Raw genomic sequence first — 23530 nt, forward strand, 5'->3', positions numbered from 1 at the left:
ATTCGGGAGAAATCCTATGTCAGGAGTGTGTCATCCAGAGAATGCGGGATATCTCCGGTTTGGGGGATGTGCCGCGCAGGGACAACCAGGCCAGCCCGTGCCGGACGGCGTACTCCGCCAGTTTGCGGGCCTCCGGCTCGTCCAGATCGCCGGCCCTGGCGAGCACCGGGGTCAGGGCGAGCCGCTCCCACACCTGCTCCTCGTCGGCCAGGCCGTAGGCCCGCGCGAGCTGCCCGGCCGCCGCCCGCACGGCCGATCCCAGCCTGCGCAGCCGCCCCTGCGGCCCGGTACGCGGTTCCATCTCGGCCAGCAGCTCGACGGCGTCCACCCGGACGCCCTCCCGCCGGGTCGCGCGCAGCGCCGCCAGATCGGCCGCGTCCAGCCCGTCCGGTGTCAGGCGCAGGGTGAAGAAGACCCGCAGCGGCCGTTCCCCTTGCAGGGCGCGCAGCGCCCGCGCCCTGCGCGGCGCGACGGCAGGGTCGGCGGCGTCGCGGATCTCGAACGCCGCCGCGGCCGCCCCGAACGCGCCGACCGCCTTGCGGTAGGCGGTGGCCAGACCGCCCGGCCTGGTGCACGTGACGGCCGGGTCGTCCCCGCCGGGCCCGCCGAACACCGGGAAGGCGTCGCCGCCCGCCGCCCGCAGCCGCCCGAGCCCGGCGGCATCCGGGGCGTCCGCCGGCTGCGGCGGCCCGGCCCACCGGACGAGGCAGCCGTCGCCGTCGGCGACGAGATGGCCGAGCGCGTACCGGGCGACGCCGGTGGCGCGCGACTCGGCCGCCAGGTCGAACTCCGGGTCGCGGGCGGTGTCGACGAACCCCACGAAAGAACCGGGCGGCTGCCGGACCGCCGCCGGCCGCTGCGGCGGCGGCGCGAAGCGGACGGGAGCGGCGCCGGCCGGCGGCGCGGGCTCGGCGCCCGCGGGCAACATCCGGATCGCCAGGGCCGTGGCTCCGGCGAGCACGAACGCGGCGAGCACCGCCAGCGGGCGGGGGAGCGTGCCGGACTCTCTTGCTTTCCGCGACATATGCCACCCATCGTGATCGATCGGCTACTTTCAGCGGTTGCTGGTGAAGGTAGCAAGCGTTCGCCGGACGGCGTGGGGCTTTTCCGGTCGCCGTCCGATGTGGGCGGATAATGAGCTTCATGAAGCTGCGGATCTTCACCGAGCCCCAGCAGGGCGCCACCTATGACGACCTGCTCGCCGTCGCCCAGGCCGCGGAACGCCTGGGGTTCGACGCCTTCTTCCGGTCCGACCACTACCAGCGCATCGGCCCCGGCGACCCCGGCGCCGGCTCCACCGACGCCTGGGTGACGCTCGGCGCCCTGGCCAGGGAGACCTCCACGATCAGGCTCGGCACGCTGGTGACGCCGGCCACCTTCCGGCTGCCCGGCCCGCTGGCGATCAGCGTGGCCCAGGTCGACCAGATGAGCGGCGGCCGGGTCGAGCTGGGCTTCGGCACCGGCTGGTTCGACGGGGAGCACTCCGCCTACGGCATCCCGTTCCCCCCGCTCGGCGAGCGGTTCGGCCGGTTCGAGGAGCAGCTGGAGATCGTCACCGGCCTGTGGACGGCGAAGGACTCCTACTCCTTCGAGGGCCGCTACTACCGGCTGGTCGACTCACCGGCGCTGCCCAAGCCGGTCCAGCGGCCCCGGCCGCCGGTGATCATCGGGGGCTTCGGCGCCAAGCGCACGCCCCGGCTGGCGGCCGCGTACGCCGACGAGTACAACGTGCCGTTCCGCACCCTGGCCGACACCGGGCAGGCGTTCGCGCGGGTCCGGGAGGCGGCCGACGAGGCGGGCCGCGGCCTGATCCTGTCGGCGGCGCAGACCGTCGTCGTGGGCGCCGACGAGGCCGAGATCGAGCGGCGCGCCGCCGCCATCGGCCAGGAGCCGGGCGCGCTGCGCGAGGGCGGCCTGTGCGGCACCCCCGAGGAGGTGCTGGCCAAGCTGGGCGCCTTCGCCAAGCTCGGGGCCGAGCGCGTCTACCTCCAGGTCCTCGACCTGGCGGACCTGGAGCACCTGGAGCTCATCGCCGCCGAGGTGTTGCCGCACGTGTAATTCCGTTGGCGGTGCTTCGTCCGGCTACGGCACACTTGGGACGTGCTGCTGACGATCACGACCACCGCCGCGCCGGCCACCGACCTGGGCTTCCTCCTGCACAAGCATCCCGAGCGCGTGCAGGAGTTCAGCCAATCGTTCGGCACGGCCACGGTGTTCTACCCGGAGGCGGGCGAGGAGCGCTGCACGGCGGCCCTGCTGCTGGAGGTCGACCCGATCGCGCTGGTCCGCTCGCGCGGCCGCAACTCGCCCGACTTCAGCCTGTCGCAGTACGTCAACGATCGACCGTACGCGGCCTCCTCGCTGCTGGCCGTCGCGCTCGCCGACGTCTTCCGCACCGCGCGGGCGGGCCGCTGCAAGGCCCGTCCCGAGCTGCCGGGCACCCCGCTGCCGCTGGAGATCCGGGTGCCCGCGCTGCCCTGCCGGGGCGGCCCCGAGCTGGCCCGGCGGCTGTTCGAGCCGCTGGGGTGGGCGGTGGAGGCGCAGACGCTGCCGCTCGACGAGGGTTTCCCCGAATGGGGCGAGTCCCGGTACGTGCGGCTGACCCTGCGCGGCACCCTGCTGCTGGCCGACGCGCTCAACCACCTCTACGTGCTGCTCCCCGTGCTCGACGACGGCAAGCACTACTGGATGGCCTCCGACGAGATCGACAAGCTGGTCAGGGCGGGGGCGGGCTGGCTCGGCGGGCACCCGGAGCGCGGGCTGATCGCCCGGCGCTACTTCGGGCGGCGCTGGGCGCTGGCCCGCACCGCGCTGACCAGGCTGGCCGAGCTGGGCGACGAGACCGAGGAGGAGCTGGAGCCGGCGCTCGCCGAGGAGGCCCCCGCCGGGGAGACCGCGGCCGACGAGGCCGCCTTCGCCGAAGCCGCCGCCGAAGCCGCCGCCGAAGCCGAGGGGGCCGGCGCGGTGCGGAAGGCGCGGCCGCTCAACACGCTGCGGCGCGAGGCCGTGCTGCGCAAGCTGGAAGAGCTCGGCGCGGTCAGCGTGATCGACCTGGGCTGCGGGCACGGCGAGCTGGTCGCCGCGCTGCTGGCCAGGCCCAGGTTCGCGCGCGTGGCCGGCATGGACGTCTCCTCCCTGGCGCTCACCATCGCCGCCCGCAAGCTGCGCCTGGACCGCATGCCCGACAGCAAGCGGGCCCGGCTCACCCTGTTCCAGGGCGCGCTCACCTACACCGACAAGCGCCTGGCCGGCTACGACGCCGCCGTGCTCATGGAGGTCGTCGAGCACGTCGACCCGCCGCGGCTGGCCGCGCTCGAACGCGTCGTGTTCGGCCGGGCCCGCCCGAACCACGTGCTCGTCACCACCCCCAACATCGAGCACAACGTGCGCTACGAGTTCCTGACCGGCCTGCGCCACCCCGACCACCGCTTCGAGTGGACGCGGGCCGAGTTCGCCGCCTGGGCCGGCCAGGTGGCCGCCCGGTACGGCTACCACGTCGCCGTCGAACCCGTCGGCGAGGACGACCCCGAGGTCGGCCCGCCCACCCAGATGGGAGTCTTCACCCGTGATCAGCGTTCCTGAGCTGTCGCTCGTGGTGCTCGTCGGCGTCTCCGGCAGCGGCAAGTCCACCTTCGCGCGCCGGCACTTCAAACCCACGCAGGTCATCTCCTCCGACTTCTGCCGCGGCCTGGTGTCCGACGACGAGAACGACCAGGCCGCCACGCCCGCGGCGTTCGACCTGCTGCACCACATCGTCGGCGTCCGCCTGGCCAGGGGGCTGTTCACCGTCGTGGACGCCACCAACGTCCAGTACCCCGCCCGCAAGAGCCTCATCGAGCTGGCCAGGAAGCACGACGTGCTGGCCGACGCCATCGTGCTGGACACGCCCGAGGAGGTGGCGATCGAGCGCAACGCCGCGCGTCCTGACCGCGACTTCGGCCCCGGCGTGGTGATCCGCCAGCGCAAGGAGCTGCGCCGCTCGCTGTCCAAGATCTCCGCCGACGGCTTCCGGCGGGTGCACGTGCTGCGCGGCCTGGAGGAGATCGACAACGCCGAGATCACCTACGAGAAGGCGTGGTCGGACCGGACCGAGCTGACCGGCCCGTTCGACATCATCGGCGACGTGCACGGCTGCCGCTCGGAGCTGGAGAGGCTGCTGGCCAAGCTGGGCTGGCAGGGCCTGACCCACCCCGAGGGCCGCACCGCCGTGTTCGTCGGCGACCTGGTCGACCGCGGGCCCGACACGCCGGGCGTGCTGCGCCTGGTCATGGACATGGTCGAGGCGGGCACCGCGCTCTGCGTGGCCGGCAACCACGAGCAGAAGCTCGTGCGCGCGCTGAACGGCCGCAAGGTCACCGTCGCCCACGGCCTGCGCGAGTCGCTGGACCAGCTCGCCGCCGGGCCGCCCGAGTTCGCCGAGCGGGCCCGGACGTTCATGGACGGCCTGCTCAGCCACTACCGCCTGGACGGCGGCCGGCTCGTCGTCGCGCACGCCGGACTGAAGGAGTCCTACCACGGCCGCGCCTCCAAGCGCGTGCGCGCCTTCGCCCTGTACGGCGACACCACCGGCGAGACCGACGAGTACGGCCTGCCGGTCCGCTACCCGTGGGCCGACGAGTACCGCGGCCGGGCCATGGTCGTCTACGGCCACACGCCCACGGTCACCCCCGAGTGGGTCAACAACACGATCTGCCTGGACACCGGCTGCGTCTTCGGCGGCCACCTGACCGCGCTGCGCTACCCCGAGCGCGAGATCGTCCAGGTGCCGGCCGAGCAGGTCTGGTACGAGCCGACCAAGCCGCTCGGCGAGCCCGCCCGCGAGCCGGGCATGCTCGACGTCGGCGACGTGATCGGCACCCGGCACGTCGAGACCCGCTTCGGCGGCCGGGTCAAGGTGCTGGAGCAGAACGCGGCCGCCGCGCTGGAGGTGATGAGCCGGTTCGCGGTCGACCCGAGCTGGCTGGTCTACCTGCCGCCGACGATGGCGCCGCCGGAGACGTCCAGGCTCGACGGCTACCTGGAGCACCCGCACGAGGCGTTCGAGGAGTTCGCCGCGGCGGGGGTGAGCGAGGTCGTGTGCGAGGAGAAGCACATGGGCTCGCGCGCCGTCGCCGTGCTGGCCAGGACGCCCGAGGTCGCCGCGGCCCGGTTCGGCGTGGCCGACGGCAGCACGGGCGCGGTCTACACGCGTACCGGACGGCCGTTCTTCCGGGACATGACGCCGCTGGTCGAGGCGGTGCGCGCGGCCTGCGAGCCGCTGTGGGAGGAGCTGGGCTCCGACTGGGTCGTGCTCGACTGCGAGCTGCTGCCCTGGTCGGCCAAGGCGGGCGAGCTGATCAGGTCGCAGTACGCCTCCGTCGGCGCCGCCGCACGGGCCGCGCTGCCCGAGGCCGTCACGGCTCTGGAAGCGGCGGCCGGACGCGGGCTGGATGTGGGTGGGTTGTTGACCCGCACCCGACGCCGCTCCGAGAACGCTGCCCTGTTCCGCGACGCCTATGCGCGCTACTGCTGGCCGGTCGACGGTCTCGACGGCATCAGGCTGGCGCCGTTCCAGATCCTGGCCTGCGAGGGACGGGCCACGGCGCTGCAGCCGCACGCTTGGCACCTGTCCACGCTGGCGCTGCTCGACTCGCCGCTGATCGCGCCGACCAGGAACGTGTCGGTCACGCTGGATTCGCCGGAGTCCAGGGCCGCGGCCACCGCGTGGTGGGAGGAGCTGACCGCCGCCGGGGGAGAGGGCATGGTGGTCAAGCCGGCCACGTACGTGCCCGGCCGGGTGCAGCCCGGCGTGAAGGTGCGCGGCCGGGAGTACCTGCGGATCATCTACGGGCCCGACTACACCGAGTCCCTCGACGTGCTGCGCCGCCGTTTCCTGGGCAAGAAGCGCTCGCTCGCGCTGCGCGAGTACGCCCTCGGCCTGGAGGCGCTGTCGCGCCTGGCGGTCGGCGAGGCGGGCTGGCGGGTGCACGAGCCGGTCTTCGCGGTGCTCGCCCTGGAGTCCGAGCCGGTGGACCCGCGCCTGTGACCCCGGCCCCCGTCCCCGTGCGGGAGCCTTTCCCGAGCAGGAGCCCAACCTAGCGAAGGAGAACGTGATGACCGCCGATCGTCACCGTCCCGGCTACGTCCGGCGTGCTCTCGGGCGCGCGCTGCTGCGGTACGCCGTGGCGGTGGTGGTGGCGGTCGTCGTGATCGCGGTCTTCTGGCTGACCCGGGCGTGACGTCCGGTTTGTGGCAAGGTTGGGTAAGCGCCGCGCTATACAGGTGATCTCCGGGTAGGTCCCCGATCACGGGGAAGGGACCTGTATGGCAACTCGGTACACCCATCAGGAGCATCTGGGCCACGTCGTCTTCATCACCGCGGCGGCGGCCATCGGCGGGTTCCTGTTCGGATACGACAGCTCGGTCATCAACGGCGCGGTCACCGGCATCCAGCGGCACTTCGACGTGGGAGCGGTCCAGATCGGCTTCGTCGTGGCCATCGCGCTGCTCGGGTCCGCGCTCGGGGCCTGGATCGGCGGCGGGCTGGCCGACCGGTGGGGGCGTACCAGGTCGATGCAGGTGGCCGCCGGCCTGTTCACCGTCAGCTCGATCGGGCAGATGTTGCCGTTCGCCATCTGGGACCTGGGGTTGTGGCGGGTCATCGCGGGCTTCGCGATCGGCATGGCGTCGGTGCTCGGTCCGGCCTACATCGCCGAGGTCGCGCCGCCCGCCTACCGGGGGCGGCTGGGCTCGTTCCAGCAACTCGCCATCGTGCTCGGCATCGCGGTCTCGCAGCTCGTCAACTATCTGATCGCCGAGCTGGCCGGCGGCGACGTCAACAACCACCTGTGGGGGCTGCAGGCCTGGCAGTGGATGCTGGGCGCCTGCGCCGTCCCGGCCCTGCTCTACCTGCTGTTCGCCTCCACCATCCCCGAGTCGCCGCGCTACCTGATCATGTCGGGACGGTCGCGTAAGGCCCGCGAGGTGCTGGCCGAGGTCGAGGGCGACGACGTGGACCTCGACGCCCGGATCGCCGAGATCCAGCACGTGCTGCGGACCGAGCGCGTGCCGGGGCTGAAGGACCTGCGCGGCAGCGCGCTCGGCCTGCTGCCGATCGTCTGGGTGGGCGTCATCCTGTCGGCGTTCCAGCAGCTGGTCGGCATCAACGTGATCTTCTACTACTCGTCGGTGTTGTGGCAGTCGGTGGGCATCAACCAGAGCAACTCGCTGCTGATCAGCTTCTCCAGCTCGATCATCAACATCATCGGCACGTTCATCGCGATCGCGCTGGTCGACCGGATCGGGCGCAAGCCGCTGCTGCTCGTCGGCTCGGCCGGCATGGCGATCGCGCTGGGCACCGCGGCCTGGGCGTTCAGCGCGTCGCGGGAGGCCGGCGGCGTGGTCTCGCTGCCCAGCCCGCAGGGGCCGATCGCGCTCGTCGCGGCCAACGTGTTCGTGCTGTTCTTCGCCCTGTCGTGGGGCGTGGTGGTCTGGGTGCTGCTCGGCGAGATGTTCCCCAACCGCATCCGCGCCGCCGCGCTCGGCGTCGCCGCCGCGGCGCAGTGGATCGCCAACTGGCTGATCACGGTCTCGTTCCCGGCGCTGTCGGAGTGGAACCTGCCGCTCACCTACGCCATGTACGCCCTGTTCGCCGCGCTGTCCTTCTTCTTCGTCAGCAAATGGGTCAAGGAGACCAAGGGCCGCAAGCTGGAAGACATGGGCTGACCACGCCGCGGAGTGGGCTAATCTCCGGCACGTGCTTGTCGACGTGCTCGGTCCCGGCCTGAACGTGCTCTTCTGCGGCATCAACCCCGGCCTGATGTCGGAGGCCACCGGCCACCACTTCGCCCGGCCCGGCAACAGGTTCTGGCCCGCGCTGCACCTGTCCGGCTTCACGCCGCGCCTGCTGACCCCGGCCGAGCAGCACCTGCTCCCCTCGTACGGGCTGGGCATCACGAACATCGTCCCCCGGGCCAGCGCCAAGGCGGCGGAGCTGACCAGGGACGAGCTCGTGGCGGGCGGCCGGCAGCTGGCGGAAAAGGTGGGCGAGCTGGGGCCGCAGGTGCTGGCCGTGCTCGGCATCTCGGCGTACCGGACGGCCTTCGCGCGGCCCAAGGCGGTCATCGGCCCCCAGCCCGAGCAGGTCGGCGGAGCCCGCGTGTGGGTGCTGCCGAACCCGAGCGGGCTCAACGCGCACTGGACCGTCGCCACGATCGCCGGGGAGATGGCCCGCCTGCGCGCCTCGCTGCGCCCGGGGCCGGAACCGACCGTCCCTGACCTGCGCTTGTAGCCGGTTCCAAGTCACGCACAAGCCTTGATCGCTAGATACGTACCCGGTTCGTTGTGTCTTCGCACTGGGGGGTCTGGTGGCAAGCCGGCGATTGTCGCGCGTGGTCTGCGCATTGGCGTTGTTAGTGGGTCTGGTCGCGGCCGTGCCGCCACCGGCCGTCGCGTCCGCGGCACCGGACGCCGAGACCGCGGCGCTGCTGTCAGCGGTCGAACGGTTCACGGTCGCGAGCGGCGGCCTGGCCACGCTCGGCCCGATGGGCGAGCAACTGCCGTTCGTCGGCCTGGTGCCCGGCGGCGAGGACGCCCTGGGCCTGAACGACCTGTTCCAGGTGGCCGTCCACGACAAGCTCAAGGGCCTCACCACCCTGGACGACCTCCAGGACGAGTACGAGCTGTCCGGCCCCCGCGCAGGAAAGCTCCTGGCCAAGGCGAGCACGCAGAACGGGATCAGGCGGCTCGACCTGACCCTGGAGGTCACCAGGACGGCGGCCGGCCGCCCGATCTCCGTCAGCAGCGCCCAGCCCAAGGTCTCGCTGACCACCTCGGGCGGCGTGGACGTCACGCTGAAGCTCACCGCCAAGCTGCCCTTCGCCTACGACCCGGCCACGAAGTCCGCCTGGCTGGCCAAGGACGCCGCCATGACCGTGCGGGCCGAGGGCAGGCTCGCCGCCGGGGCCAGGCCCACCGCCGCCTTCGGCATCCTCGGCGTCGACCTCTCGGCGGCCTCGACGCTCTCCGTCGACGCCGAGTTCGCCGCCACCGCCGCCGACCCGGACGGCAACGGCAGGCTGGACACCTCGGAACTGGGCTCGGAAAGCCTGTTCAGCTTCGCCCGCAAGGGCTCGGCCGCGGCCAGGCTGCAGGTCACCGCGCAGCCGTTCGCCGGCGCCCAGGTCGAGGGGGCCGCCGCGACCATCGACGCGAGCTGGCCCGACCTGGCCACCGGCGGGCCGGCCGTCAGCGTGACCCAGGCCGACCTGGACCGGCTCGGCCGCTTCCAGACGCTCACGCCCAAGGACCTGCTCGACGGCCTGACCCACCTGGCCAACGCCGTCACCGCCGCCCAGCGCGCCCGCTGGGACGGGCAGGGCGACCTCGACCTGCCGTTCATGCGCGGCTCGCTGGCCGACGCCGTGCAGGTGTCGGAGGCGATCCACGCCTTCGCCGCCGCCAGCGTGGACCGCAACACCGGCCGGCCCACCTTCACCTCGATCCAGGACCTGTTCGCCGCGCTGGGCAAGGCCCGCGGCCTGCCCGGCGGCGCGATCATCAAGGTGGCCGACGCCGGCTACGACGACGCCGCCAAGAAGATCGCCTTCACCGTCGTCGTGGACCGGACCGTCAACCAGGCCCCCGAGCCGCTCAACCCCGTGGGGCAGACCGTCAGCGGGACGGGCGCGGGCGTCACGTACGAGGCCAAGACGCTGCGGCACGCCGGGCAGAAGTGGACGCCGGGGCAGTTCGCCGGGCGCACGGTCACCGCCGGGACGTCCAGCGGCATCGTGGCCGGCAACACCGCCGACACCGTCACCCTCGCCGAGGAGGGCTGGCGCGGGGGCGTGCCCGCCGCGGGCGCGCCGTACCGGATCTCCGCGAACGACCCCATGATCGGGCAGATCGCCTTCGGCGACACCTTCAAGGCCGCCGCCGGGCTCGACCGCGCCAACGCGACCGCCGCGGTGGCGGGCGTCATGCGCGGCTACCACGCCTCGGCCACGGTCGTGCTCGACCTGAGCGACCCGGTGACGGGCCAGGGGTGCGCGCAGCGGCCGGACGGGCAGCAGAAGGCGTGCCCGTACAAGCACGTCAACGCCGACGGCAGCGCCACCGTGGTGAACGAGCTGCCCAGGGCCGCCGACCGGATCATGTTGCGGACCGGCCGCGACCTGTTCGGCGCCCGCGTGTCGGTGCTCTCCTCGGTCAACGTCAACGCCGTCGCCGGCTACCTGGGCGTCCAGATCACCGGCGACCTCACCATGGGCAGCAGGAACGGCGGCGAGCTGGTCAAGGTCGGGCTCAAGGACCTCGGCGACGTGCCGCTGACCCGGCTGTTCGAGCGGCTGGCCAGCAAGCCGGGCGACGTCCTGACCTCCCAGGTGGACGCGGTGGCCAAGGCACGGCTCACGCTGGGCGTGCCGGGCCTGGCCGACTTCTTCGGCGGGAAGGTCACCGGCGAGGTGGAGATGCCGGACCTCGGCAAGCCCGCCACCGTCGATTTCCGCGGCTTCGACCAGATCGGGAAGGTCAAGGACTTCGCCTTCGACCCCGACAACCCGCAGGCGCTGTTCGGCGCGCTGATCAAGTCCCTGGGCGCGGTGGCCACGTACCTCGACGGCGTCAAGGGCGCCGGGCCGGTCAACGAGGCGATGACGGCGAAGCTGCCGCTGCTCGGCCGCTCGCTGTCCGACCTGGTGGCCGCGGAGGAGACGGGCTCGGGCCCCGGCGTCGTCTACGGCGACGGCGCCTGCGGCAACGAGAACGCCTACGTCACCGACCCCAGGCGCACGTTCACCCAGGCGCACGTCGGCCGCCGCGTCGCCGTCGGCACTCGGGTGCTGACCGTCGCGACCGCGTGCGGCGAGCACACGTTGTCCTTCGCCGAGAAGTTCGGCCAGGCCGTGCCCGAGGCGGGCGCCGCCTACGCGCTGCGCTCGCCGCTGCGGGACGCGATCGACCGCCTGACCGCCGCGCCGCCGGACACCGTCCAGGCGCTGGTCGCCGAGCTGAACAAGGCGCTGGGCGGCCAGGTGCGCATCGGCTACGAGGACGGCGCCCTGCGGCTGTCGCTGGCCTACGACAAGAAGGCGGCCGTGCAGGAGCCGCTGCGCTTCGCCTTCGGCGACAGCAGCCTGGTCGCCGCCAAGGGCTCGGCCACGCTGGACGCCGCCGTCGAGGGCGAGGTGCGCCTCGGCCTGCGCGTGGCGCTCAAGCGCGGCTTCGACCCGGCCCGCGACCTGCTCGTCGAGACCGACTCCGGCCTCGACCTCCAGGCGAAGGCGCAGCTCGACGGCACCGTCCAGGCCGACGTCGGCCCGCTGCCGCTGGCGCTCGGCAAGGAGGGCGACGACCCGCTGCAGGCCAGGCTCGGTTACGGCATGACCCTGCGCTACGGCGGCGAGGCCCAGGACGCGGTGACCCCCGCCGCGTTCTTCTCCGGGCTCGACCTGGCGCTGAACGAGACGAGCGAGCCGGTCGCCTGCGACCGCGACCCGCACCGCGACGACACCGACCTGGCGCTGTGCGCCGTCCTGCCCGCCTACCTCAACGGCGCGCCGCTCACCGCGGACGGCAAGCACGCGCTCGTGCTGCGGCTGCCCAGGTCCGCCCCGCTGGCCGAGATGTTCGACCTGACGAAGAAGCTGCCCGGCGACGTGAACCGGCTGGAGCTGCCCTCCTTCGACTTCTCGACCCTGCCTCCCGGCCTGGAGCTGGACTGGACCAACCTGGGCGACGGCATCGACCGCTACCTCACCGCCCTGGAGACCGGCATGCGCATGGCCTCCGGCAAGGGCCGGCTGCCCATGGTCGGCGCCGACCTCCAGCAGGGGGCCGACTTCGTCGGCGCCAAGCGCCAGGAGATCAAGGCCGCCCTGGCCAAGCTGCCGAACGGCGGCAAGGTGCCCACCGGCGGCGACCTGCGCAAGTGGTACAACGACGAGCTCGCGCCCAAGGTCGGGCCGGGCGTGCAGCCGGTGATCACCTGCGTGCAGGCGCCCGTCCCCGACCCCGCCAAGCCCGAGGCCTGCGACGCGGCCAAGGGCACCGAGCTGACCGGCATCGCGTTCAAGGTCAGCGTCGGCAAGGGCGACGTCGATCCCGAACAGGGCTGCGTCAAGGACTGCCTGGGCGTGGAGCGGCCGCTCGACGTCGGCGTGCCCGGCCTCGCGCTGAAGCAGGGCAAGGGCAAGGGCGTACGGGCCGAGCTCGGCTGGCACGCCGAGGTCATGGTGGGCCTGGACCGGACCAGCGGCTTCTACGTCGACGCCGGCGAGGCCAACCGGCCGCGGGCGACCGTCGGCGTGAACGTCTCGCTGCCCGACGAGATCAACGCCAGGCTGGCGATCCTCGACGTCACGCTCAAGAACCGCGAGCAGAACGCCCCCGACCTGTTCGCGGGCGCCTTCACCATCGGCTTCAAGCCGGTCGGCCGGATCGGCCTGGACCAGCTCGCCGACGCCGGCAGCCTGGTGGAGACATCGCTGAACGCCAAGGTCGCCGTGGACTGGCGCTTCAAGGTGACGGCCGGCTCGGCCATGTTCCCCGGCCTGTACGGCGACTTCGACCTGGACTGGGACCTCACCAAGGGCGGCTCGCCCGATCCGGCGAACCTGAACATCGCCTTCAACAACGTGAACCTGGAGGCCGGCGACTTCTTCCGGAGCGTGCTCGGCCCGGTGGTGACCCAGGTCAAGAAGGTCACCGACCCGGTCAAACCGGTGATCGACCAGCTCTACGCGCCCATCCCCGTGCTGTCGGACCTGAGCAGGGCCGCGGGCGGCGGCGAGGTGAACCTGATGACGATCGCCAAGAAGTACAACACGGTCGCGGGCGGCGGCACGACCAAGTTCATCGAGCGGATGATCGAGGTCGGCAGGCTGGTGACGTCGCTGCCCGACTGCCAGGGAGAGCTGCGCATCCCGATCGGCAGCTTCACCGTGGCCGGTGACCGCGCGCTGAACACCGAGAACTCGCCCGACGTCGCCGACTCGCTGATCAAGGACGTGGCGCCCGCCACGGACGACCTGTTCGCCGCGCTCGACCAGGGCGCCAGGTCGTGCGGGAAGGGCAGGACCGCCGCCGCCGACGCGCAGGGGCCGATGGAGCACTCCGCGAAGGCGGGCTTCAGCTTCCCCGTGCTGCAGAACGCCGGGCGGTCGATCTTCAGCCTGCTGATGGGCAAGGACGTGGAGCTGGTCGCGTTCGACTCCGGGCCGCTGCGCCTCGGCTTCTCCTACAGCCAGTCCTTCGGCCCGGTCTGGTCGCCGCCGCCGATCATGGTGGTCATCTCCGGCACGGCCGGGGTCGAGGCCCAGATCAGGGCGGGCTTCGACACCTACGGCATCCGCAAGGCGATCGAGCAGGGCAAGGTCGACCTCCAGGTCCTCGACAGCCTTTACCTGAAGACCACCGACGACCAGGGCAGACCGCTGCCGGCGATCTCCCTGACCGGGCGGCTGGAGGCGGGCGCGGCGGTCGACGTGGTGCTGGTCAAGGCGGGCGTGAGCGGCGGCATCTTCCTCACCGTCGCCATGAACTGGCTCGACCCCACCAACGACGGCAAGTTCAGGTTCTTCGAGTTCGCCGACGTCCTGCTGCGCAACCCGCTGTGCCTGTTCTCCCTGGACGGTGAGCTGAAGGTCTACCTGAAGGCGTGGGTCGAGGTGGGCATCTCGATCTTCAAGAAGCGGTTCGACTGGACCATCGTCGAGGCCAAGCTGCTCGACTTCTCCGTCCGGCCCAAGTGCGACGAGGACCCGCCGAAGCTCGCGACCGAGGCGGGCGACGCCCTGGTGCTGCACGTCGGCGCGATGCGCAAGGCCAGAGGCGGCAGCACCGCCAAGCCGGGCGACGACGCCGAGCAGTGGACCGTCAGCCAGCTCCCCGGCGACGAGGGCTTCGTGGTCAGCGCGCTGGGCGTGCGCGAGGAGCACCGCGCGTCCGGCCTGACGCGGGTGCTGGCCGACGGCCGGGGCGCGAAGGGCGCGCTGCGGCTGGTCTTCCAGGGGTACGGCGACGACACCGCCGGAGCTCACCCGTTCGACCGGACGGTGGTGGCCTTCGGCGGCGAAGGCGACGACCTGATCCTGGCCGGCGCCGGCCGCAACGTGATCGACGGCGGCAAGGGCGACGACCAGATCACCAGCGGCGACCAGTACGACGGGCCCGCCGCGATCGTGGCCGGCGGCCCCGGCGACGACTACGTCACCATGGGCGGCGCGGGCGGCTGGGTGGCCGGCGACGGCCGCCTGACCCCCGCCACCCGCAAGGTCGGCGACGTCGATGTGGCCGACTGGACCGGCGACGACCTGCCCGGCGCGCCGGACGACGGCCCGGCCGACGGCGGCGACCGCATCGCGGCCGGTCTCGGCGCGAACCAGCTGTACGGCAACGGCGGGAACGACACCATCGCCGTCGCCTCCGACAGCCCGCTGGCCGCCACCGACCCCTCGCCGCGGTTCCGCGCGCAGCCGAGCCTGCTGGTCGGCGGCCCCGGCGCAGACACCCTGACCGGCGGCTCGGCGGCCGACGAGATCTACACCGGGCCGCGCGAGAAGATCGGCCGCGACGAGGCGGGACCCGCCGACTCCGGGCCGAACTACGTCGACACCGGCGCGGGCGCCGACAAGGTGTACGGCGGTCAGGGCGTGGACCTGGTCGCCGGCCACTCGGCCCCCGGCGAGGCCGTGCAGATCATCGGCGGTGGCGGGGACGACGTGCTCGCGGGCGGCCACGGCAAGGACGACATCTCCGGCGGCCCCGGCGACGACTGGGTGATCGCCGAGCCGTCCGACGTCGGCGAGGCCCAGGGCCGCGACGACTTCGGCCCGGCCAGGCAGGTGCGTCACCTGCCGCTGCCCGCGGGAGTCCAGCCCTCGGCCAAGGAGCTGTCCGGCGGCGACGGGAACGACCACGTCGTCGGCGGCGACGGCGGCGCGACCGTCTTCGGCGACCGCCGGCGGGACGAGCCGTGCGAGGAGCACGACGGCGCCGCCGACGGCCGGGACCTGATCATCGGCGGCGCGGGCAAGGAGACCGTGTCGGCCGGCGGCGGCGCCGACCGGGTCGAGGCCGGCGGCGGCCAGGACGTGCTCTGCGGCGAACGCGGCGATGACCGCCTGTCCGGCGGCTCGGGCGACGACCGGGTCTCGGGCGGCTCGGGCGACGACACGGCGCTCGGCGACGACGGCGCCGACGAGGTGACCGGCGGCTCCGGCGACGACACCCTGTACGGCGGCGCGCACGACGACACCGTCGTGGGCGAGTCCGGGCAGGACCGCGCGTTCGGCGGCGACGGCGACGACCTGGTCATCGGCGGCGCCCGTACGGCGGGCAAGGACGACAAGGGAGACTTCCTGTACGGCGACGCCGGGGCGGACCAGCTGATCGGCGACAACGGCGACGCCGACGGCCCGTTCGACCTCGACGGCACCCCGGAGGAGGCCGGCGGCCCGGACGTGATCCACGGCGGCGACGGCGCCGACCGGGCGCACGGCGGGATCGGCGCCGACGAGGTGCACGGCGACGCGGGCGACGACCACCTGGAGGGCGGCGTCGGCGGCGACGAGGTGTACGGCGAGGCGGGCGAGGACGAACTGGTGGGCGGCGCTTCGGGCGCGTACCCGGACGGCGGCGACACGCTGCTGGGCGGCGACGGCCCGGACGTGATCGCCGCCGACAACGCCACCCTGACCTCCACCAAGGCAGGCACGTCAGCCAAGCAAGGCCCGTCAACCACGGAGAGCCCGTCAACCACGGAAGGCCCGTCGGCGACGGAAAGCCCGTCGGCCAAGGAGGGCACATCCGCGACGGAAAGCCCGTCGGCCAAGGAAGACGCGTCGGCCGCGGAAGGCCCGTCGGCGACCTCGGTCGCCGTGCGGACGGGGCAGACGGCCGCGCACCAGGTGAAGCTGCTCGCGGGCGGCTCCGGCCCGGACGTGGCCGACGGCGGCGCGGGCAACGACGCGATCTTCGGCCAGGGCGGCCCCGACCGGCTGCGCGGCCAGGAGGGCGACGACTACGCCGAGGGCGGCGCGGGCGTGGACTGGGTCGAGGGCGACCAGGGCGACGACGACCTGGTCGGCGGCAGCCACACCACGATCGACGACGCCGCCGACGCGCTCCACGGCGGCCCCGGCGACGACGTCGTGGCCGGTGACAACGCCGTGGTGACGCTGACCGGCACCCCGGCCAGGGCCACCGTCCGCATCGGCTCGGCGGGCGCCCCGATGACCCCGCGCGCGGTCACCCTCCTGAGCGACGGCTCGGGTGGGGATCGCATATCGGGTGGGGCAGGGGTGGACGTGCTGTGGGGGCAGGGCGGCGACGACCAGATGTCCGGCGGCGGCCACGGCGACTACGCCGAGGGCGGTGACGGCAAGGACCAGATCCGCGGCGACCTGCCGCTGACGGCCGAGTCCGCCCACACCACCACGCAACCGCTCGCCGACCCCGGCTGGAGGGGCGACGCCAGTGGCCCCGCCGACCTGGAGGGCGACGGCGCCCCCGGTCAGGACGACCTGATCGGCGGCTCGGCCAAGCAGGCCGCCCCCGACGCGGCCGACGCGATCGAGGGCAACGGCGGCGCCGACGTCCTGCTCGGTGACAACGGCTCGCTCGTCCGCACCGTGACGGGCAACGCCGAGAAGGTCTACACCGAGCGTTACCCGGCGGGCCAGGCGCCCGCGGACGCGACCCGCGTACGCAGCCACGACCCGGCCCTGCCGGGCGACTCGACCCGGTTCTGCACCCAGGCCCAGGCCACCTGCGAGCCTGCCGGCTCCTACGGCGCCGACCACCTGTACGGCGACGACGGCGACGACGCGCTGTGGGGTCAGGACGGCGACGACACCCTGCACGGCGGCCAGGGCGACGACGACCTGTTCGGCGAGCTGGGCGACGACGACCTGTCCGGCGGCGCGGGCGAGGACGCCATGCTCGGCGACCGCGGCGGCGTGCTGAACGAGCGCATCGACGCCTCCGACGCCCAGCGGCTCGGCTTCACCGTCAGCCTCAACGCCCCGCCGAAGGAGACCTACAAGGGCTTCCAGGCCGGCACCTACGACCGCCGCACCGACCTGCTGCACGACACCGACGGCGACACCTGGACGGCCGCCGCCATGCCGCACGACGGCTTCGCCAAGGGCGGCGCGGACCGCATGCGCGGCGGCCCCGGACGCGACAGCATGCACGGCGGCGCCGGCGACGACCTGGTCAACGGCGACAGCGGCGGCGACGAGGTGTTCGGCGGCGACGGCGACGACCTGCTGTGGGGCGGAAAGGGCTGCGACCCGGCCCTGGACGCGGCCACCGCGGACTGCCTGTCGGGCGGCGTGTTCGACCCGGCCGCCCGCGGCGCCGGCGACCGCTTCGTCGACCACGTCTTCGGCGGGGCCGGCGCGGACCTGCTCGACTACAACCCGCGCGGCTCCTACCCCGGCTCGTGCGCCCCCGGCAAGATGCCGGAAGGCGAGCTGACCACGGTGGTGGACCCGTGCGCGTGGTTCCGCATGACCGACAAGGACAACGCCGCCACCGCCGACGACCAGCACCACCAGGGCGTGGACTGGCAGTACGGCGGCGCGGACCGCGACGTCCTGCAGGGCGACCGCACGGCCAACGGGCCCAACCCCGGCGACAAGATGATCGACTGGAACGGCGGCTTCAACCTCTACACCCACTGCGGCCCGGCCAACGGCGGACACAACATCGTCCGCCAGCACTCCCCGGCGATGCTCGACTTCCTGGCCAAGGTGGCCTGGGGCGCGGGTGCGGGCCGCAGCGCGGGCGACCCGTCGGGGTCGCGGGAGGTGGCCGTCCCGGCCTCGGGCGACAGCGGTTCGCCCTATCCCACCTCACCTGGCCACTTCGACTCGCCCGTGGCCTGCGCGGGCTGATCAGGAGACATGCCGATGTCACGCCGACTGATGGCGACCACCTTGGCGGGGCTGCTGGCGGCCGTGGGACTCACCACGGCCCCGGCCCAGGCCGCCGCCCCGGGACAGCCGTCCTGCGTCCCGGGGGACTGTTTCACCGTCAATGTCTCGCTCGACCGTGCCCCCGCCGTGGGGCAGAGCGCGAAGCTCACCGTCGAGGTGACCCCGAAGCAGGACATATCCGACGCGACCACGATCATCGAGCTGCCGGACACCCTGAAGTGGGCGACCCCGCCCGCCGGGCTCGACCGCGCCGCCGCGACGATCGGCCGCAGCCCGGTGGACCGGGCGACCCGGACCTGGCGGGCCCGCGCGGGCCGGACGGTCCGGTACGAGGGCGTCGTCACGGCGGTCAGGCCCGGGCCCGCCTCCGTACGCGTCCAGGCCCGCGACGGGCGTCCGGGGCCCTCGTCCGACGGGCTCGCCTACGTCACCGTGGGCGAGCGGTCGTCGGTGTTCGGCATGCCGCGCGAGGGCCGCGGGCGCCGTACGGACAGGACCGCGAGGGCGGTGGCGGCCTTCGACACGTGCGTGCAGGGGCGCGTCACCTACCTCAGGACGGACGGAACCATCGGCGGCGTGCCCATGGCCGAGGTGGACGCGTTCGACACCGACACGAACGGCCGGCAAAGCCTCGGCTGGGCCGAGACCGACGCCACCGGCGGCTACCAGCTGTGCTTCCCGGGCACCGAGGAGGACGGCACGGGCCAGGACGTCAACATCGAGGTCAGCCCGATCAGCAATTACTGGTCCGTGCGCTTCTCGGAGAAGTCCGGCGACGTCTACACCGACGCCGGTCCGGTCACTCAGGACGTCCCTCCCGGCACGTCGGCCACCGTCATCGACTACCGCAGCGCGGCCGGCGACCCGATGGAGGGGGCGTTCCGCCTGCACTCGGCCGCCTACGACACGTGGAAGGCCTACACCGGCTGGCTGAACGACCCGGCCGACGACTGCTGGAAGCCGGGCGAGGCGAACTGCCAGTCCGTGATGCTGATCTGGCGGCCGGACAAGGTCCTGCACACGTCGTACTACTGCTGGGGCGGCAACGGGAAGGAATGCCTGGACCGGTTCCAGATCAACCTGGACGCCTCGGAGCACCTGGAGAAGATGACCGTCCCCCACGAGCTGGGGCACTTCATCATGGACTACACCTACGGCGCCATGCCGTCGGTCGCCGGCGGGTGCGGAGAGCACTACATGAAGAGGCCGATGATCAGCCCGGTCTGCGCGTGGAAGGAAGGCTGGGCCGACTGGATCGCCGTCCAGACCTACGACGACACGCACTACCGGTGGCCCACGTCGGCGATCGACCTGGAGAGCCCGCGCTGGTTCAGCGAGGGCTGGCCGACCGGCGCGGAGGCGGCCAAGACCGAGGGCCGCGTCGCCGGCGTGCTCCTCGACCTGGCCGACTCCGGGACGCGCGACGAGAAGTACTGGGACATCGGCGGCATCGGTCCTGAGGGCGTCGTGGCCCATTTCAGGAAGCTGGCCGCCCAGGACCTCGCCCACTTCCTGACCGCGTTCGGCGCCCAGCACTACGACCTGACCGAAGGGGCGATGTTCCAGAACGCCATCAGCGCCGACTTCGTGGAGAACCTGACCGACCGGACCCCGGTGCGCCGGCCCGCCAACGTCCCGCTCCAGACCGCCTTCATGACCACCCCGGACAGGTGGCACGTGATCGCCGCCGTCACCGGACCGGACGGCGCGGACGTGGACCTGGCCACGACGCCCAACGCCGGCGGCGACGCCGTCAGGAGCGCCGACTGGACCGCCACCAGCGCGGACTTCGTCGCCGTGCAGCCCAGCCCCGCCACCCGCAACTGGTTCGTCAACTCGGTCAGCTCCGACGCCGACTACGAGGAGTACGCGATGGAGGTGACCGAGGCGCCCGCGGGCAACCTGGAGGCCGGGACGCCGCAGGAGTTCCCCATCGCCGCCGGCCGGCTGGCCGAGGTGCGCACGACGTGGATCGAGAAGGGCGTGCCCGCCACGCTCACGGTCGTGCCGCGCAACGGGCAGGACGTCGACCTGTTCGTGATGGCGCCCGACCCCGCCGTGTGGGGCCTGCCGCGTTCCGCCGCCCGCAAGTCCGCGAGCGGCGGCCCGAACAAGATGGAACGCCTGACCATCAGCGATCCGAAGGTGACCGGGCTGTACGCGGTCATCGTGGTCAGGAAGGCCGGCGACGGGAACGTCCTGCTGACCCGCGTCTGACCCGCGTCTGACCCGTGGGTGCCCCGCGCGGCGCGGGGCACCCGCCGAGGGCTACCTGGCCGCGAAGTCCTGCGTCCAGTGGACGGGGCCCTGGCCCTTCCTGGCCGCGCCCACGCCGATCACCGTGTACCGGCAGTTCATGATGTTGGCCCGGTGGCCCGAGCTGTTCATCCAGGAGTTCATCACGGCGGCCGGGGTGGCCTGGCCCTTGGCGATGTTCTCGGCGAAGGCGGTCCCGCCGGTGAAGCCGGCCGCCCTGATGCGGTCCATGAAGCTGCGGCCGTCCTGCGAGGTGTGGTCGAAGTAGCCCTTGGCGGCCATGTCGGCGGAGTGGCCGTACGCCGCGGCGCGCAGCTGGGCGTCGTGCTTGAGCGGGCGGCAGCCGCCCTTGGCGCGCTCGGCGTTGACCAGGCGCAGGACCTCGTTCTCCTCGGCGGTGCCCACCGTGCCGGCGGGGCCGGTCGCGGTCGGCTGGGGAGCCGGGGTGCCGGTGGCCGTCGGGGTGGGCTTGGGGGGCGCCGTGGGCGTCGGGGCCGGGGCGCAGGTCAGCCGGACCGCCCTGGACGTGGCACCGCGGCCCCGGTGGTCGGTGGCGACCGCGTAGTAGACGCCGGGCGCGCAGGGGAGGGTGAGCGCGACGCTGCCGGACCGGGTGGCGCCGCTCTTGACGACGGGGTCGGCGCCCGGGACGGCGCGCTTGAGCCGCACGCGCAGCAGCGCGTCCGTACGGCAGCCCTGACGGGCGGCGGAGGAGACGATCTGAGCGGTGTCGTTGACGCGAGGCGTGGCCACGGTGACCCGGCAGCGGCCGGCGGCCTCGCCGCCGGCCGCGGCTGCCGTCGCGGCGTGCGCCGGGGTCGGCGTGCCGAGTGCAGCCAGGCTCACCAGGCCGGCGAGTACCCCTAGGGGTCTGCGCATGGGGGCTTCCTCCAGTTGCGATGGACGCTGGATCGCACCGCATTCTGGTAGGACCGCAACCCACGTGTCACGAAATTTGCGAAATTCCCTTGATGTCCGGGTAAACCAAAGTGTCAGTAGATGCGTCGTGGCCCGTTCCAGCCGCGGGCCGGAATCCCGGGCGCGCTCAGACCCGGAACTCCTCCGTCCGGTGGGCGTACGGGGGCACCGCGGCCCGCATCTCGTCGGTGACCGACGGCGGCGGCAGCGGCACGATCTCCCGCCGGTGGAAGTCGCGCACGTCCTCGCCCTCGGCGAACAGCTGCCGGACCGCCCGCAGGCAGGGGCCGATCACGCCGGGATCGGTGATGCGGCGGCCGCCGCGGCCGCCGCCGTGCTCGTCGTAGAGGACCTCGTACATCAGGTCGGGGGAGAAGATCACCAGCTCGGGCACCGGTTCGAGGGCGGCCACGCGCGCCGCGGGCACCACCCGGCAGGGGGAGCCCGCCCTGGCCCGCATGTCCAGCAGGTGCATCTCCCATTGCAGATACGCGCTGACGGGGAACTCCACCACGCGCACCCGGCGCACCGGCATCCGGTGGCGGAAGTAGCCGGCCACCAGCGGCGCCATCTGCTCGGCCAGCGAGAGCGAGCCGGCCCAGTCGCCGTCCATCATGGCCCGCCAGCTCGCCACGTCCGGCTCGTAGAAGCTCTGGGCGCGCTCCAGCTTCCACAGCGGGACGACGCAGCCCGCGTGGTCGCGCTCGAAGGCCGCCAGGTAGCCGGGCGCGTCCAGGACGAGTGCGTCGGCGCCGCCCACCGCGGCGAACGGATTCGTGAGGGCCGCCACGGAACCCGGCTCGGTCATACGACGCCCCTTCGTTCGGTCAGATCCGCCCGCCAGATCATGAAATGTCAGTTGATTCTGGTCAAGGCCCAACGTCACGAAGGGACGCGAAGGTCACCCGCGGTAGTGAAAGCGGCGGTGCACCAGGTTGAACACGGTGGCCACCAGGAAGACCGCCAGCAGGATCTTGAAGAGGCCGAACCCGAAGCCCAGCCCCAGCACCCCGAAGACGATCAGGAAGGGCAGCAGCGGGGCGGGACCGCGGTGGCCGCGCCAGTGACGGCGGGAATGGTCGTGCCACGGACGGCCGGCCTGCGCGTGGCGCATGGTCTGCATCTGGTGGCGGTGCGCCCTCATCGCCTGGCGCCAGGCGTCCCGGTCGAACTGGGGCATCTGCTGAGGGTGGGCGTAGGAGGGGGACGAGCCGGGCAGGTCGGCCGTCACCTGGGACAGGTCGCGGACCGTCTTGGCGGCCAGCGCCCGGTCGAGGCGTTCGTCGAGCTCTTCGTGGGTCAGGCGGCCCTGGGCGAAGTGCTCGCGCAGGGCCGCCATCGTCTGCTCGCGCTCGGCGTCGCCGATGCGGAGATCGTTGTGGTCCATGTCTGGTTCCTCGCTCTCCCCGAACCGGCCTGTCGCTGCGGAGCCGGTCACCTGGTTACTCCTCGCCCGGTTCGCCGTCGGCCAGGATCTGGTAGAGCTTGCGCCGGGTCTCAACCAGAGTCTTACGCGCTTCGCGGATTTGTGCGTCGTTTCCGGTCTGGAGAACCTGCATCATGGCGAATGCCGACTGTCGGGCGATGTGCCAGAGATCGGCGGTGTTGTCGTCGATGTCCGGACGCATCTCGTCCCAGGGGGCGCGGACCTCGTCGGTGTGCGCGTCGATGTAGGCGCGGCCCTCGTCGGTGAGGCGGAAGGTCTTGCGGCCCTCGTTCTCCTCGGCGATCACCAGGCCCTCGTCGGTGAGCTGCTGCAACGCCGGGTAGACGGCGCCGGGGCTGGGCTTCCAGCCGCCCTCGCTGCGCTCGGCGATCTCCTGGATGATCTGGTAGCCGTTGCGCGGCTCCTCGGCCAGCAGGGCCAGGATCGCGGCGCGGACGTCGCCCCGCTTGGCCTTACGGCCCCGGCCGCCGCCCCAGCCGTGGTGCCCGCCCCAGGGCCCGCCCTGGCCGAAGGGGCCGCCGCGGCCGAAGTCGAACGGGAACGGTCCGCCCGGCCCGCCGCGCCGGCCGCGTTGCCTGCGCTCGCCCGGCCCGCCGCCGCCCCGGTGATGGTGGTGATGGCCGCCCATCTGCTCGAAGGCGTCGGCGATGGCCCTCAGCTTCTCGCGGGCCGCGCGCAGGTTCTCCCGAGGGCCGAACCACTGGTCGCCCGCTGCGTGTGCGTAAGTCATGTTCTTTCTCCCTATATCGCGATCTGTTCTCGATGCGTCAAAGATATATCGCTACTGTTTCGTTGGCAAGGCAGGGCGCAGAGTGAGCCAGATCACGAAAAAGTTGCGGAATTGGGGAACAGTCTTGGGATGTCCGCCGTTGAACAGAGCAGACGAGGTCGTTCCGCGTCGGCAGGGCTGGGGGGTGCTGTCGCCGCGGAGACGACCTCGTCTGCGTTTGCGGGTGTTTTCGGGCGGACCGTTCCAGCGTCAGCA

13 protein-coding genes are annotated in these 23530 nt (G+C 72.9%); 8 read left to right on the top strand and 5 right to left on the bottom strand.

Features of this window, described 5'->3' with window-relative positions; genetic code table 11:
- Window positions 1-19 precede the first annotated feature (19 nt).
- Window positions 20-1024: a hypothetical protein gene (locus AB0J76_RS17840; RefSeq protein WP_364389917.1), complete on the bottom strand. Its 1005-nt coding sequence runs from the start codon at window positions 1022-1024 to the stop codon at window positions 20-22.
- Window positions 1025-1143: 119 nt separating this feature from the next.
- Between AB0J76_RS17840 and AB0J76_RS17845 the strand changes: the two genes are divergently transcribed.
- The 8 genes from AB0J76_RS17845 to AB0J76_RS17880 all read left to right on the top strand — a co-directional run bounded on the left by AB0J76_RS17845 (window position 1144) and on the right by AB0J76_RS17880 (window position 20141).
- Window positions 1144-2058 (top strand): LLM class F420-dependent oxidoreductase, encoded by a 915-nt coding sequence (locus AB0J76_RS17845; protein ID WP_352326765.1) that lies wholly within the window; start codon window positions 1144-1146, stop codon window positions 2056-2058.
- A gap of 42 nt (window positions 2059-2100) precedes the next feature.
- Window positions 2101-3582 (top strand): 3' terminal RNA ribose 2'-O-methyltransferase Hen1, encoded by a 1482-nt coding sequence (locus AB0J76_RS17850; RefSeq protein ID WP_352326764.1) that lies wholly within the window; start codon window positions 2101-2103, stop codon window positions 3580-3582.
- On the top strand, window positions 3566-6025 hold the full coding sequence (locus AB0J76_RS17855) for a polynucleotide kinase-phosphatase (RefSeq protein ID WP_352326763.1): 2460 nt from the start codon (window positions 3566-3568) through the stop codon (window positions 6023-6025). Before AB0J76_RS17850 ends, AB0J76_RS17855 begins: the two co-directional genes overlap by 17 nt.
- A 67-nt stretch (window positions 6026-6092) precedes the next feature.
- Window positions 6093-6218: a hypothetical protein gene (locus AB0J76_RS17860; protein ID WP_352326762.1), complete on the top strand. Its 126-nt coding sequence runs from the start codon at window positions 6093-6095 to the stop codon at window positions 6216-6218.
- An 85-nt stretch (window positions 6219-6303) separates the two neighbouring features.
- The gene (locus AB0J76_RS17865) at window positions 6304-7704 is read left to right on the top strand and encodes a sugar porter family MFS transporter (RefSeq protein ID WP_352326761.1); all 1401 of its coding nucleotides are present in this window, start codon (window positions 6304-6306) and stop codon (window positions 7702-7704) included.
- A gap of 31 nt (window positions 7705-7735) precedes the next feature.
- On the top strand, window positions 7736-8269 hold the full coding sequence (gene mug / locus AB0J76_RS17870) for a G/U mismatch-specific DNA glycosylase (RefSeq protein WP_352326760.1): 534 nt from the start codon (window positions 7736-7738) through the stop codon (window positions 8267-8269).
- A 112-nt stretch (window positions 8270-8381) separates the two neighbouring features.
- Window positions 8382-17882 carry a calcium-binding protein gene (locus AB0J76_RS17875; RefSeq protein ID WP_364389918.1) on the top strand — a complete coding sequence of 3167 codons (9501 nt, stop codon included), beginning with the start codon at window positions 8382-8384 and terminating at the stop codon, window positions 17880-17882.
- A 15-nt stretch (window positions 17883-17897) separates the two neighbouring features.
- Window positions 17898-20141 carry a hypothetical protein gene (locus AB0J76_RS17880; RefSeq protein WP_352327351.1) on the top strand — a complete coding sequence of 748 codons (2244 nt, stop codon included), beginning with the start codon at window positions 17898-17900 and terminating at the stop codon, window positions 20139-20141.
- A 51-nt stretch (window positions 20142-20192) separates the two neighbouring features.
- Here AB0J76_RS17880 and AB0J76_RS17885 read toward each other — a convergent pair whose 3' ends face one another.
- The 4 genes from AB0J76_RS17885 to AB0J76_RS17900 all read right to left on the bottom strand — a co-directional run bounded on the left by AB0J76_RS17885 (window position 20193) and on the right by AB0J76_RS17900 (window position 23275).
- Window positions 20193-21059, bottom strand: coding sequence for a CAP domain-containing protein (locus AB0J76_RS17885; RefSeq protein ID WP_352327352.1), 867 nt, complete (start codon window positions 21057-21059; stop codon window positions 20193-20195).
- Window positions 21060-21225: 166 nt separating this feature from the next.
- Window positions 21226-21906, bottom strand: coding sequence for a DUF6879 family protein (locus AB0J76_RS17890; RefSeq protein ID WP_352327353.1), 681 nt, complete (start codon window positions 21904-21906; stop codon window positions 21226-21228).
- 93 nt (window positions 21907-21999) lie between these two features.
- The gene (locus tag AB0J76_RS17895) at window positions 22000-22485 is read right to left on the bottom strand and encodes a DUF1707 domain-containing protein (RefSeq protein WP_352327354.1); all 486 of its coding nucleotides are present in this window, start codon (window positions 22483-22485) and stop codon (window positions 22000-22002) included.
- Window positions 22486-22540: 55 nt separating this feature from the next.
- Window positions 22541-23275 carry a PadR family transcriptional regulator gene (locus AB0J76_RS17900; RefSeq protein ID WP_352327355.1) on the bottom strand — a complete coding sequence of 245 codons (735 nt, stop codon included), beginning with the start codon at window positions 23273-23275 and terminating at the stop codon, window positions 22541-22543.
- Between the last annotated feature and the right edge of the window lie 255 nt (window positions 23276-23530).

Origin of the sequence: Nonomuraea sp. NPDC049624, assembly GCF_040675255.1 — a bacterium.
GTDB lineage: Bacteria > Actinomycetota > Actinomycetes > Streptosporangiales > Streptosporangiaceae > Nonomuraea.

Excerpts from the sequence above, each read along its gene's own strand:
- AB0J76_RS17895 (WP_352327354.1), bottom strand. The coding sequence starts at position 22,485 with ATGGACCACAACGATCTCCGCATCGGCGACGCCGAGCGCGAGCAGACG.
- AB0J76_RS17845 (WP_352326765.1), top strand. The coding sequence starts at position 1,144 with ATGAAGCTGCGGATCTTCACCGAGCCCCAGCAGGGCGCCACCTATGAC.
- AB0J76_RS17860 (WP_352326762.1), top strand. The coding sequence starts at position 6,093 with ATGACCGCCGATCGTCACCGTCCCGGCTACGTCCGGCGTGCTCTCGGG.
- AB0J76_RS17885 (WP_352327352.1), bottom strand. The coding sequence starts at position 21,059 with ATGCGCAGACCCCTAGGGGTACTCGCCGGCCTGGTGAGCCTGGCTGCA.
- AB0J76_RS17880 (WP_352327351.1), top strand. The coding sequence starts at position 17,898 with ATGTCACGCCGACTGATGGCGACCACCTTGGCGGGGCTGCTGGCGGCC.
- AB0J76_RS17890 (WP_352327353.1), bottom strand. The coding sequence starts at position 21,906 with ATGACCGAGCCGGGTTCCGTGGCGGCCCTCACGAATCCGTTCGCCGCG.
- AB0J76_RS17865 (WP_352326761.1), top strand. The coding sequence starts at position 6,304 with ATGGCAACTCGGTACACCCATCAGGAGCATCTGGGCCACGTCGTCTTC.
- AB0J76_RS17900 (WP_352327355.1), bottom strand. The coding sequence starts at position 23,275 with ATGACTTACGCACACGCAGCGGGCGACCAGTGGTTCGGCCCTCGGGAG.
- AB0J76_RS17840 (WP_364389917.1), bottom strand. The coding sequence starts at position 1,024 with ATGTCGCGGAAAGCAAGAGAGTCCGGCACGCTCCCCCGCCCGCTGGCG.